10 protein-coding genes are annotated in these 12,584 nt (G+C 49.2%); 5 read left to right on the forward strand and 5 right to left on the reverse strand.

Going from position 1 to position 12,584, the window contains the following annotated elements; all coding sequences use genetic code 11:
• Window positions 1–24: 24 nt before the first annotated feature.
• The 4 genes from P2H89_RS25595 (at window position 25) to P2H89_RS25610 (ending at window position 3,482) form a co-directional block, all read left to right on the forward strand.
• A complete protein-coding gene (locus P2H89_RS25595; protein ID WP_275832402.1) occupies window positions 25–1,125 on the forward strand; it encodes a DNA alkylation repair protein in 1,101 nt (366 codons plus the stop codon).
• 161 nt (window positions 1,126–1,286) lie between these two features.
• Entirely contained in the window at window positions 1,287–1,733 is a 447-nt protein-coding gene (locus P2H89_RS25600; protein ID WP_275832404.1) for a hypothetical protein, read from the forward strand.
• A 58-nt stretch (window positions 1,734–1,791) separates the two neighbouring features.
• Window positions 1,792–2,598: a YdeI/OmpD-associated family protein gene (locus P2H89_RS25605; protein ID WP_275832406.1), complete on the forward strand. Its 807-nt coding sequence runs from the start codon at window positions 1,792–1,794 to the stop codon at window positions 2,596–2,598.
• A 194-nt stretch (window positions 2,599–2,792) separates the two neighbouring features.
• Entirely contained in the window at window positions 2,793–3,482 is a 690-nt protein-coding gene (locus P2H89_RS25610; protein ID WP_275832408.1) for a hemerythrin domain-containing protein, read from the forward strand.
• A 31-nt stretch (window positions 3,483–3,513) separates the two neighbouring features.
• On the opposite strand, the gene P2H89_RS25615 is transcribed toward P2H89_RS25610, so the two are convergent.
• The gene (locus tag P2H89_RS25615) at window positions 3,514–4,293 is read right to left on the reverse strand and encodes a M90 family metallopeptidase (protein WP_275832410.1); all 780 of its coding nucleotides are present in this window, start codon (window positions 4,291–4,293) and stop codon (window positions 3,514–3,516) included.
• Between the two features lie 341 nt (window positions 4,294–4,634).
• On the opposite strand from P2H89_RS25615, the gene P2H89_RS25620 reads away from it, so the two are divergent.
• Window positions 4,635–5,438: an SPFH domain-containing protein gene (locus P2H89_RS25620; protein ID WP_275832413.1), complete on the forward strand. Its 804-nt coding sequence runs from the start codon at window positions 4,635–4,637 to the stop codon at window positions 5,436–5,438.
• Between the two features lie 60 nt (window positions 5,439–5,498).
• Here the strand turns inward: P2H89_RS25620 and P2H89_RS25625 are convergent, their stop codons facing one another.
• The 4 genes from P2H89_RS25625 to P2H89_RS25640 form a co-directional block, all read right to left on the reverse strand.
• Window positions 5,499–8,897, reverse strand: coding sequence for a DEAD/DEAH box helicase (locus P2H89_RS25625; RefSeq protein WP_275832415.1), 3,399 nt, complete (start codon window positions 8,895–8,897; stop codon window positions 5,499–5,501).
• 33 nt (window positions 8,898–8,930) lie between these two features.
• The gene (locus P2H89_RS25630) at window positions 8,931–9,473 is read right to left on the reverse strand and encodes a hypothetical protein (RefSeq protein ID WP_275832417.1); all 543 of its coding nucleotides are present in this window, start codon (window positions 9,471–9,473) and stop codon (window positions 8,931–8,933) included.
• A 339-nt stretch (window positions 9,474–9,812) separates the two neighbouring features.
• Entirely contained in the window at window positions 9,813–10,415 is a 603-nt protein-coding gene (locus P2H89_RS25635) for a DNA-binding response regulator (RefSeq protein WP_275832419.1), read from the reverse strand.
• Between the two features lie 2 nt (window positions 10,416–10,417).
• The gene (locus P2H89_RS25640; RefSeq protein WP_275832421.1) at window positions 10,418–12,376 is read right to left on the reverse strand and encodes a histidine kinase dimerization/phosphoacceptor domain -containing protein; all 1,959 of its coding nucleotides are present in this window, start codon (window positions 12,374–12,376) and stop codon (window positions 10,418–10,420) included.
• Between the last annotated feature and the right edge of the window lie 208 nt (window positions 12,377–12,584).

Below are 12,584 nucleotides of genomic sequence, written 5' to 3' on the forward strand. Positions count from 1 at the left end.
TATTGCAGCCTAAACCGGGCAAGCGTGGAACCATTCAAAAACCTCTACAACGATACTTTCTTTAACGGGCTCACCAGTGTACTTTCCAAAACACTCAAAGACTTCGACAAGAAGCAATTCCTTAAAAAGATATACGACAAAGACTGGGAAGCCAGGGAGCTGAAGCAGCGCATGAAGCATATTGCAGAGACCCTGCATGGTTTTATGCCTGCCAATTATGATATAGCTGTAAAGCAACTGTATAAGATCATCGATGCTTTACGCAAAGAAGGGAAAAATGGAGCGCTCGAACACATGATCTTCACGGAGTATGTCGAGAAATACGGCATCGATCACTACGATACCTCCATGGAAGCTATTGAATTCATTACCCAGTTCATTAGTTGCGAATTTGCCATCCGCCCCTTTATCATTCGTTACCAGGCCAAGGCGATGAAACAAATGCTGAAGTGGTCAAAGCATGAAAGTTTTCATGTGCGCAGGTTGTCGAGTGAGGGATGCCGGCCGCGACTGCCCTGGGCCATGGCGCTGCCGGCTTTGAAGAAGGATCCTTCGACGATTCTTCCCATTCTCGAGAATCTGAAAGACGACCCTGCTGAGTTTGTGCGTAAAAGCGTGGCCAATAACCTCAATGACATAGCGAAGGATAATGTAGACATCGTGCTGGACCTGGTGAAGCGTTGGCAGGGAAAATCGCCCCGCACGGATTGGATTATCAAGCACGGCAGTCGCACCTTGCTGCGCAAAGCGAATCCCCAGGCCATGAAGTTGTTCGGATTGGCGGTGGCCGATAAGGTAGTGGTCGACAAGCTAAAGATCACTGATAAAAGCATTGGCATCGGCAGTACGCTGCTTTTTGCCTTCGAGCTTACCAACAAAGGAGATCAGCCCATCAAACTGCGGGTAGAGTATGGAATCGATTATGTGAAATCAGGCGGCAAGGCCAGCAGGAAATTATTCAAGATCACTGAGAATATATATCAACCGCACAAAACGGTAGCTTTTAAACGGGCACAGTCATTCCGTAACCTGACAACCCGCAAGCATTATGCGGGTGTGCATACTTTGTCGGTCGTGATCAACGGACAGGAACTGGCGACTAAGAAGTTCGAAGTGACGGAGTAGGGCAGGGGCATATATCGGAAACTCGATTCTTCGCGCCTGGTTCCAAACTCAGGTAGCCCTTTTGCTACAGGTAAAGCAGGATTACGCGCCATTCATACAAGTGGCCCGCTGTGGTCATAGGACAAACGCATAATTTCGGATACACAAATGCAACAACAGTTATGGGAAAAATAACGAATACTACCTGGGATCCTGCCACACAATTGATCAGTACACAAATTTCGGGCAATGTGGATATTGAAGATGTTGAGCGGTGGGAGCAATCCCTGTTTGAAGCGCTCGATCAGGTAGCTGAAAACGGAACATTTAAAATATTCGTGAACCTGCATGGATTCAAAGCCGTCAATTTCGAGGCTCATAAACGGTTTCGCAATATCGTTCCCTTAACACTCTCAAAATACGGCTGGCGCGTGGGTTACCTCGATCTGTTTGACGAAGCTGCTGACCTGCCTATCAGTACCACCAGGGGTATCCGCTGCCGGGCCGCTGTGCATGTGCACCAGGACGAGACCAAGATCAACCTGTATGAGAACAACTATAGCCGGGACAATGAGCATTATTTTAGCGATCCGGTAGTGGCGGAAAAGTGGATTGTTGAGGTGGCGTGAGTGGGGGGAGGTAGGGAGATCAAATAATTGTTTAATTTGATCCCCTCAATCATTAGCCATGCCTTCCAAAAAGAAATCATCCGGCAAAACAGTGCCAGCGCCAGCACGTGTCGCCAAAGCGTCTGCAGGTGCCCGGGAAACCACGAAAAAAGCAAAAACGACTAAACCTTCGTTGGTGACTAAGGAGCCCCGAAATGCCCCCAAAAAAGCGGCAAAAGTCAAACCCGTTCCCGCCACTAAAGCGGCCGCCAAAAGCGCCGCCCCGAAATCCACCGCCATCCCTCCCCGCAGCATCCAGGACGACCTCCAGGTACGCTCATTCGAATCGCTGGCCGACCTGGAAGCCTGGATGGCCACCCATCACCAAAAAGAAAAAGGCATATGGGTGCGCGTCTTCAAGAAAGGCGCCGGCAGCAACACCATCAGCCGCGCCGATGCGCTCGACGTGATGCTTTGTCACGGCTGGATCGATGGCGTAGCCAACAAATACGACGAACATTCCTTCCTGCAACGATTCACGCCCCGACGCTCCAAAAGCATCTGGTCCAAAAAGAATATCGACAACGTTGCACGGCTTATAAAAGAAGGCCGCATGCAGCCGGCCGGCACGAAAGAAATTGAAGCAGCCAAAGCCGATGGCCGCTGGGCCCAGGCCTACGATTCTCCGGCCAACAGCTCTATCCCTGACGATTTTCTGGCCAGCATCAAGAAGAACAAGGCCGCCTACACTTTTTTTCAAACCCTCAATAAAACCAACCTGTTCGCCATCTCCTGGCGATTGCAAACTGCCAAGAAACCCGAAACCAGGCAGCGACGTATGGAAGCTATTATAGATATGCTGGCGAAGGGACAAAAATTCCATTGAGTTACCGGTATACCAACTTGTTACGGGTTAATGAACTGAACAGTCTGTGATTTTCATGACTTTTGCTTATAGCAGATCATTGCCACATTTGGAGAATTAATGACAGGATAATAGCAATTAGTTCAAACGCCGTATTCCCGGCATGGTCTATTGGTGGAATTTTACGCCATTAACGAAAGTCAAAATCATTTCAGATGGAAAAGGCACGGTATAACATTTTCAACCTCATTCACAAGGCGCTCAGGTCAATGCTGTATGAAACAGCTAACCTGATACAACAAACTGATTTCGAGTGCCGCGAAGAGGCCGAACATACAATGTACCTATTGGAGAAGATATTGTATTACTTCGACAAGCACGCTCAGCATGAGGACACTTTCATACTTCCGGCCATAGCCCGGTACAACAAGGAACTCGTAGACAGTTTCGAGAACGAACATGTAGCCGACCATGCACTGGCCGAAAGCATCCGGGAATCCATGGAAGCCTGGGAGAAGACAAATGATCCTGCGGAGATGATCGCCCTCGGCCGGCATATTTTTCTCACCTTCAATGATTTCATTGCGTTCAATCTTACGCACATGAATAAAGAAGAGGATGAATTGAATGCTGTATTGTGGGAATACTTCAGCGATCCCGAACTGATGCAGATCACACAATCATTGGTGGCCACCATACCGGCAGAAGACCTCTTCGATCAAAGCAAACGGATGATGGGAGCGGGCAACAACCAGGAACTGCTTGCCTGGCTTTCGGGCATCAAACAAAAAGCCCCCAAGCCTTTATTTGACCTCCACATCCGCATGGCGCGCGAGGTATTGTCTACAAAACGATGGAATGCCATCAGCGAAGTACTGCTGGCCGATGCAACCGTTGTATATTGATATCCGTACCCTGCTCGCACATTGGGCAGGGTTATTTTTCCTCTACAGAAGCTGGCATAAAGATCGACTTCAGTAAAGCATACAGCTCCGGATGCCTTTGCTCCATTTCCGCAGGCTTTTCAAAGAAATACTCCGACACTACCGCCAGGAACTCCGCTTCATTCGTAGTACCATAATAATTGATATCCGACCTGCCTTGTTTGATCAATTGCATTTCTTCGTGAATGCGTCTAAGCCAGGGCTTAGCATACTGGTGTGGTATCAGGGCTTCGGGCAATCCATCAGTAGCTCCATCCGATTTATCGACTAAATGCACAAATTCATGGATGGCTGTATTGTGCTTATCGCTTCCCGCACGAAAGCCCTGCCGCACATTTTCCTGCGATAAGATCATCTGGTTTTGCATGGGTCCTGTGCCTACCATGCCCAATATATTGCGGCCATTGCCATCCTGGCTATATTCTTCATTGAAGGAACCCGGATAAAGTACCACCTCATGAATGTTGCGATACTCCCAATCGGGAAACGCAAAAATAGGAATGATGGCGCCGGCGGCTACCAGCACCCTGTCCACATCCTCCACCGTCGTATTGACGCCGGTAATGTGTACACGCTCCAGGAAACGCATCACGCGTGCCTCGAAAGCGACTTGATGGTTTTCATCGAGCCGGCGGTAAAAAGCAACATGTTCCTTCAGGAGACCTTTAACGGTGTCTAATGACAAGCCAGTCACCACTTTTCTTTTTCTAAAAGCTAGCGACAATAAAAACGCCATGATAGCAATGCCTGTAATGCCTAAGATCGTTTCCATGTATAAACTGCGTGGTTACTAATTGAATTGTAAGATACGCCATATGAGTGAGTTGAGTGCTTAATTACAAGGCTTTATAATGATAAGCAGGGCGCTGCGTCCTGCCTTTTTTCGTTAAAGTTGTAATAAAATGACAGCCTTTACTACCAATATGTATGCAAAAGACAATTCTATTTATACTGTTATTTGGGGTGGTTAACTTTTTTATCATCCTTACGCATATTTCACTGTATCAGTCAGACACACCCAAACTGAGTTGGATCAGTATGATCGCGCACGGGCTGCTGCTCGTCATCTTTCCCTATCGCAAAATATTCAAACAAAAAACAACCCGATAAACAATGAAACCAAGTAGACTTTTACATGTAATGGTATTCTTTTCACTCGTCAGCGTTACTGCCTGTACCTGTAACAGGGTATTGCCCAACTTCGAGGGGGTTAAGATGGAAAACTATGGCCGCAATGGTCGCGAAGACTTTAAAGCAGTGACCGGCGCACAAGGTATTCTTGGTCCGGGTTCCGAGTTGTTCCAGGTGCCTATGTGGGAACAAAAGGCCGACCCTTCCGAAGTGAACATTACGGCTAAGGATGCGGGTTCCTTCAGTGTAGACCCTACCTATACCTATTCCGCTACCCGTGGCCACGGTGTAGATATCATCTTCCATTATAAACACCTTGGCGTGGACGATCCCAATCTCATGATGGACAATATCGAAAGCAATGTATTGAATCAGATGGTGGTGAATGCCTATCGTGAAGAAGGTCGCAGCTACAGTACCGATAGCCTCATGAACAACCTCAATGCTTTCGAAAAGGCAGTGGAAAAGCGCTTGCGCGATGAGTTTGGAGCCAAGTTCTTCAACCTGTTGACGCTGACCTCCGGCCTGAAGCCACCCGCCTCCATGGTCGCAGCGATTGAAAAACGCAACAATGCCATTCAGCAGGCCGAGCAGGTGAAGAACGAACTGGAAGTAGCGCGTATGCAACTGGAGAAAGCAAAGATCGAGGCCGAAGCTAACCGGGTAAAAGCCACCGGCCTGGAGCCCCGCGTATTGCAGGAACAATGGATTGAAGCGATCCGCAATACCAACAACAAAGTGATCATTACCGACGGTAAAACACCCGTTATATTGGGTAACCCATAAGATTAACCATTAATCAGCCATAAACCTTGTCGCCCGGCATACACTGCCGGGCTTTTTTTATTACGCTGGTTGAAAGCTTAGTAATTGTAACAACTCCTGTTTGGATAAAGCAGGCACCAGGGCATTGCCGGTTTTGATGAGGTCGTCGGCCAGCGATTGCTTGGTTTCCTGCATCTGCATGATCTTTTCTTCTACGGTGTCCGCACAGATGAGCCGGATGGCGATCACCTTCTTATCCTGCCCGATGCGATGCGCGCGGTCGATGGCCTGGTTCTCTACAGCAGGATTCCACCAGGGATCTATCAGGTAAACATAGTCGGCCTCTGTAAGGTTAAGACCTGTGCCCCCGGCCTTAAGGCTTATCAGGAATACGCGGCTGTTCGGATTGGTTTGAAAGGCATTGACCACCGCACCACGGTTGCGCGTACTGCCGGTAAGCATTTCGTACCCGATATCCCTTTTCTTCAATTGTTCAGCGATGAGGTCCAGCATGGTTACAAATTGTGAGAACACCAGGATCTTATGGTTGGGTGATTTGTCTTCGATCTGTTCCAGCAGGGTATTGATCTTGGCCGAGCTATGACCCGTAAGGGCGTCATCACCCAGCAGGGCTGGCGCATCGCAGATCTGCCTTAGCCTGGTGAGGCCCTTCAGTACGTTCATGGGGTTCTTTTTCAACTGATCGTCGGTAGTGGCAGAAATGTATTCCCTGAACTCTTTTTCATAAGCATCGTAAATGCCGCGTTGCTCTTCATCCATTTCGCAATACACCACCATCTCTGTTTTATCGGGCAGTTCGGGCGCTACTTCATCTTTTGTTCGGCGCAGGATAAATGGCTTTACTTTCTGGTGCAACTCGATAGCCCTTTTACTGTTCTTGAACGAATCGATTGGCACAGAGAATACATCTTTGAAATATTGTTTGCTGCCCAGCAGGCCGGGACAGGCAAACGATAGTTGGCTGAACAGGTCGAAGGTATTGTTTTCGATGGGCGTGCCGGTAATCGCGATGCGATTGCGGGCATTGAGCAGTCGTACGGATTTATATCGCTGCGTTTCGGGGTTTTTGATGTTCTGCGATTCGTCGAGGAAAACGTAATTGAACGTATAGTCTTTCAAAAATGAAATATCCGACAGCAAGGTGCCATATGAAGTAAGGATGAGCTCATACTCTTCAAACGATTCGGTGTTTTTGATGCGGCCTGCTCCATGGACAGTACAAATTTTGATGGAGGGCGCAAAGCGCTCTACTTCCTGTTGCCAGTTAAAAATGAGCGTCGATGGCACTACCAGCAGGTTGGTGTTGTGCTTAACCTTGTGCCTTTGCGAAAGAATAAAGGCAATGATCTGGATCGATTTACCCAATCCCATATCATCGGCCAGACAACCACCGAAATTCAGTTCGTCGAGGAAATTGAGCCAGTTGAGTCCCTCACGTTGGTAGGGCCGCAGAATGCCATGCAGCTCTACAGGTTCCTCAACGGCTTTGATGTCTTGTACACCACTCAGTTTTTCCCGATAAGCCTGTATTTCCATTTCTATGGCTTCATCCGGCAGGGCGGCTTCGTACAGTTGTTCAACGGCCGATAGATTGATCTTATTGATCCGGATGGTCGACTCGTCGATCACCTCCGCATTGTTGAAATAGTCCGTAAACTTCTTGATCCACTCTTCCGGCAGTATGCCCTGGGTGCCGTCTCCGAGCTGAACATACTTGTTGTGGTTGCGGATGGATTTGTATACCTGTTTGAGGGAAGCCTTTTGTTTACCAAACTTTACCCGTATGTCAGCATTGAACCAATTGATGCCCGTAAGCACTTTGATGTCGACCTTGACGCGGTGGGGGTTAACGCGATTGTTATCAAGCTCGTTGAAGCCGAGCACCGTGATGCCTTCTTTTTCCCACACCTCAAAAGCCTGGAGGAACCAATCTTCGGAAAGAAAACGGTCACGGTGCAAGTACCAGTAATGCAGGTCGTTTTCCTGCTGTTCGTCGAAGTGTGGATGCTGGCTAAGGATCAATGCCGTAAATGCGCGTTCCGCATCGTCATTGCGTGGAATAAGCACATCCTTCCCCTTGGCATCGGTGGTATGCACGAGCCTTTTGGTACGGATGGGGATCTCTACTTCGCCGTAGCGGATCACCGGAATGATCATCACAAAATTCTTCAGGTCAGAGAGGTAAATGATACGCTCCAGCTTGTTGCCGTTGGGCGTGCGCGCCATATCGGCTGGCGTGGCTTCAGGAATATATTGATAATCGATGTCGAGTTTGTCTTCGAGCTTTTCCAGCAGCTGTGTTTTGAACTCACTGTACTTATTGCTGTGGATCAGGAAATGGTCTCTTTTTTTCAGCAGTTCGATCATTCCCAGCGCCGGCAGCTGATCGATGAGGTATAAGGTGTTATCAGCCTGCAGAAACCAGTTGAAACGTAGCTGGGCGTCTTTCAGGGATAGTTCTCTGTCGGACAACTGAAGTTTGCCGTGTACGGTGTAAAAAGCGCCTTCCTGCGATACGCTGATGTTGATTCCGCCAGGTAACAAGGCGGTTCTTACAGGTGTAACAGAGGTGGCAGTGACATTCTCCGACACCTCCGGATGGTGCAGGTAAAAACGATAGCGTGCCGGGTTCCGGATAATGGCTTTCAGGGCCTTGAGGTCGGAGGTGGATCGTTTGGCTGCCGGATGGATCTGGAATTTATGAATGGCTGTATAGAACTTCAGGTGATCAGGATCGTCGAGGGTCCAGGCAAGATCGAGCGGAGCCAGGGGAGTTAACGGATTCTTGATCTTGCCGTCTTTGGATTGCCCGGCGCTGTACAACTCCACTAATAGGTGCTTATGGTATTTATGTTGTTTGAGAACAATGATGGTCGTTTTGCCTTCGGCCTGCGGGACGCTTGCAGGCAACTCGTCGGTTGCCGGGTACAGCAGCTGCTGTAGCGCCTGCAAAGAGTCGGGGTTCACGGCCAGCAGGGAAGCCTGCGTAGCCGTAATGGTTAGTTTGTTGTTCTCGTATTGAATACTGAAAAAATCATCCAGGTTATCTACGGTGGCCAGACCATAATCCGCCGCAAACTTTTTCAGCTTCTCCAGGCGAACCTGTGGAAAGAAGAAGGCACCGAGGTCATCGCGTCTTAGCAGCGCCGTGAGAACCTGTGCTTCATGGGTGCAAAGTTTTTGATCATCGGGGTTGCAGGTGCAGGAGATCAATAGTTGCTGATCCTGCCGCAGTACAGTCACGGGAGGAAATATGGGATAAGCCAGGCGGTTGATGAAAATGCCATGGTCGGGCTCCAGGCTATGGGGCGAAATGAGCTGGTACTCCCGGGGCTCGATATAATTCGCGCCGGGGCTGCGTTGCGCGATTGCAGTGTCGTTAAGCTGGTCGATGATAAACCGCTTGAAACGTGCGTCGGCTCCGGGTGGGGTAGCTGTATGGTGTGCTGCCTGGTCCATAAGGGTGCAAATATCGGCTATTTGATGGATCGGTCAGGCAGGGAACGGTAAGCCCCTGATCCGGTCGTATGGAGCCATAGGTCGGCAGTATTGAACCCTGAATTGTTTGTCGCGCTGACGCCAGGCACGCAGCTCGAAACACTCGTCGTTTTCGGATAAGTTTTTTATAGTTGCGTTCGCTGAACCACCACGACCGCCGACATGTTTACGCAGCGGGGTTGGGGGCTCTTCCTCTGCAATTACCTGCACGCCTGCATACTGTTGCAGAAGGTATTCATAGACATCGGATGCCTTCCATCCGTACTTCAACCAGGTTTGCGCCTGGCCTACCAGCTTGCGGAACAACGACTTTTTTCTGAAGGGAGGCGGTACCTGCCAATAGACTGCTGATGCAATAGGCGACGCTACAGCCATCCAGTCGGCATGTTTCATGAAATTGCGAAAGGCGGGATCTTTCTTTACTCTTTTGGCGGTGAGCGAACTGCGTGTCCGCACAAAGTACTTTTCACGCATATAGTAAATTGTTACCGGCCCCACCGTACCGGTAAAAGGCGGAATGTAGTTAAGTCGTGCCATGTGCTATGTTTTACTTAAAGTTAAGCCTGGCACATCACGAAAAAGTCAGGGCCTGGCTGCACCCGTGGCAATCTGTGGCTTTCCGTGGCATTTAGTGACTTTCCGTGACATTTAGTGACATTTGGGGGCCTCCAAAAAAGGGGTTTAGCGCCGATTTTTCAGTACAAGGCAATAGATCCAGTTTGTACCAACTACCTGCCTGGCTCGCTTCTTCCATACGTTTCCTTCGCTTTTCCTTCGTGTTTCATTATTGTTTCATTCGGTGTTAAAGCGCAGTATACCAAAAGAAGGAGCGAATGAGGTATGAATAAGGCATGAATGAAACTGGCTTGGGGAGGTTTACAACAAGTGATGATTCTGCATCACCCACTTCAACAGGGCATTATTCCCTTCTTCCAGTTGCAGCTTGCGGCAAATGTTGTGGCGGTGGTTCTTGATGGTATAGGGGCTCAGGAATAGCTCCTGCGCAATTTCCTTGGTCGTCTTTTGATCGCGGATCAATTGAAGGATGCTGCGCTCAGTGGTATTGAATAGGGTAGTGGCATGGGTGATGCGCTCGCCCATAGTCGTATTCTGACTGATCCTGTTCATGACCAGCTGTACGCCGGCAAACAACTGCGCTTCATCCACCGGTTTGAGAATATAGTTGGCGGGGTTGATGGCCGAAGCCTGTTCGATGATGCTGCGGTTCTGGTACGAGGAAATAAAGATCACCTCAAAGGCATATTGCTCGCGTAATTCGGTCACCAACGCAATGCCCGATTGATTGTCCTGCAGGTTGATGTCGCACAACAACAGGTGGGGGAGCATGTCGGCCATGGCCGCCTGCGCCTCCTTTACCGACACGGCAATGCGCGTGGTGCAGGGAAAGGACGACAACAGCTGTTGTTCGATAAACCGGGCAATGATGATCTCGTCTTCGATAATAAGTACACGTACCATGCTTATAGTGGAATTTGAAACTGATAAGTTAAACCCTGTCCATTCGTTACGTTGATCGAGCCGTTCATTTGCCGTGCCAGGTCATGGATCAATGAAACACCCATGGTCACCGGCACGCCCTGCTCGCGATGACTGATCCCCGCGCCGTTATCCGAATAGGTAAACAGCATATTGTGCTCATCGGATTGCTGCATAGTGATCCGGATGGTCGGGTCGGAATGATCGATGAAAGCGTATTTGAAGGAGTTGGTCAGCAGTTCGGTAAGGATCAGTCCAAACGATAAAGCCTGTTTGCCCTGCAGCAGCAGGTTGCGGTCGATATCCTGCAGGATGCGAATGCGGCTGCGACTGTCATAGATGCGCTGCAGGTGATCGGCCAGTTCGGTAGCGAAATCATGGGCTTTTACGGAAGTTTGTTCTTCAAAACGGAAAAGCTTTTCATTTACCAGCATCATCGCTTTGATCTTACCCATATTACCGCGCAGTATTTCACGGGAGGCTTCGTCTTTGATCATCGGCACCTGCAGACTGTTCAGTCCATACAACAACTGGAGATTATTCTTCACCCGGTGATTGAGTTCGTTGATCAGGGTTTCGATCTTCGAAGCCCGGTCGGCCAGCAACGCCTTTTGTTCGGTAAGTGTTCTGTTAGAGATCATGAGTTCCGAAGTGCGCGCTTCCACCTTCTTTTCGAGTATCGCATTTTGGAACTGCTGTAGGGTATTGAGCTCCTCCAGGGCTTCATGCTTATCGATCTCATGCTGCCGTAACGCTTCCTTCAGTCCGGTGGCGAACAACAGAAACACAGCCATCGTCGTGATGTTGGAAATGTAAGGAGTGGGCAACAGGGCCTTCTCCTTAATGAGCGCCGAGCTGAGCACGGTGTAGATCGCCGAAAGAAAGAAGAGCCCTAAACCGTAGGCGAGGTAGCGCTGAGCCCTTGTAAGGCGGTGCCAGCATTTCCAGAGCGAGCAGGCGATAAAGCTGAGCGGAAACACCGATAGATAGAGGTTGATCTTATTGGCCAGCGCGAAATTGCCGGTAAAGTGATCGATGCCCAGTTGAACAACAGACAGCATGCCCAGACCAAGAACAAGCAAAATACCCACCCGGAACAACTTGGGATTGTATTGTTTCATTTGCCAGAAATCCATCAGCAGCATATAAATACCAAAACTACCCAGGTGTACGAAAGTAAAGTTGAAATACCAGCCGGTTTCCGGATGGTTGGGCGTAAACCAGTCGATGAAATATCCGCGGGTGCAGAACCCATACATGCCGATGCCCGCAATAAAGCAGAGTAACCAGAGATAAGGTCTGAAGCGGCTTACGGCCCAGGAGAGCAGGGTGTAGATAAAGAACAGGATCACTGCGCCCTGTGGCCATGCTTCTACAACGCGGGACATCATCGCCTGGGCCATATAGGGTTCGCGTTGCTGCAACGTGAAATCGAATACAGGCCAGTAGTGTTTGCTATGATGTACTTTAAGTAAAAGCTCATAATGGTGCCCTGCCTGCAGGTGGAGGGCCGCGAACTGCCGGCCATCGTATGGTGCAATGAATTTTTTAGGACGGAAAGCGCCCACCTGTTTATGAATGACCAGCCTGCCATGATCGTAGAGGTAGGCATCCACGTAAGTGAGGTGGTGAAAAGAAAGGATCATATCGGCATCAGCAGCAGTAGCATTGCTGAGCGGCATACGCAACCAATAATAGCTGGTGGGCGATTGTTGTTTTAATTGCTGAAGGGGAATGAATGCTGCACGATGCTCGTGGGCATTGGCGGTGTCGGATTGTTTGGTAACATCTTCCCACACCTCGAAATAGGGCGCCAGCTTTGTAATGACGGCGGCCTGATCGCTGGAGCGTATCGTCAATGTATCGGCCCGGCAGGGTAGGGCTGCCAGCAATACAAAAAGGATGCAATACAGTTTTGGTGGGGCGAGGGGCTTGATCAACATGTGCGATAAAAATGCAATATACTGTTTCTCAACACATAAAATCTCTCCTTAATAAGTTGATAACGGAGCTTTTGACCGTTATTTGACAAATTTGTCAATTATACCCAAAAACCTTGATCGTGATCATCATCGTTTACTACGGTCGATTCCTGCTTCGATAACTTTGAGGGCACTCCCCAGTCACCCCGGTCTTGTATCAATTGTGAAA

The organism is Paraflavitalea sp. CAU 1676, from assembly GCF_029223285.1.
Lineage (GTDB): Bacteria > Bacteroidota > Bacteroidia > Chitinophagales > Chitinophagaceae > Paraflavitalea.

Bases quoted from the DNA above. Each gene is read 5' to 3' on its own strand.
- P2H89_RS25600 (WP_275832404.1), top strand. From the start codon at position 1,287: ATGGGAAAAATAACGAATACTACCTGGGATCCTGCCACACAATTGATC.
- P2H89_RS25605 (WP_275832406.1), top strand. From the start codon at position 1,792: ATGCCTTCCAAAAAGAAATCATCCGGCAAAACAGTGCCAGCGCCAGCA.
- P2H89_RS25610 (WP_275832408.1), top strand. From the start codon at position 2,793: ATGGAAAAGGCACGGTATAACATTTTCAACCTCATTCACAAGGCGCTC.
- P2H89_RS25615 (WP_275832410.1), bottom strand. From the start codon at position 4,293: ATGGAAACGATCTTAGGCATTACAGGCATTGCTATCATGGCGTTTTTA.
- P2H89_RS25620 (WP_275832413.1), top strand. From the start codon at position 4,635: ATGAAACCAAGTAGACTTTTACATGTAATGGTATTCTTTTCACTCGTC.
- P2H89_RS25625 (WP_275832415.1), bottom strand. From the start codon at position 8,897: ATGGACCAGGCAGCACACCATACAGCTACCCCACCCGGAGCCGACGCA.
- P2H89_RS25630 (WP_275832417.1), bottom strand. From the start codon at position 9,473: ATGGCACGACTTAACTACATTCCGCCTTTTACCGGTACGGTGGGGCCG.
- P2H89_RS25635 (WP_275832419.1), bottom strand. From the start codon at position 10,415: ATGGTACGTGTACTTATTATCGAAGACGAGATCATCATTGCCCGGTTT.
- P2H89_RS25640 (WP_275832421.1), bottom strand. From the start codon at position 12,376: ATGTTGATCAAGCCCCTCGCCCCACCAAAACTGTATTGCATCCTTTTT.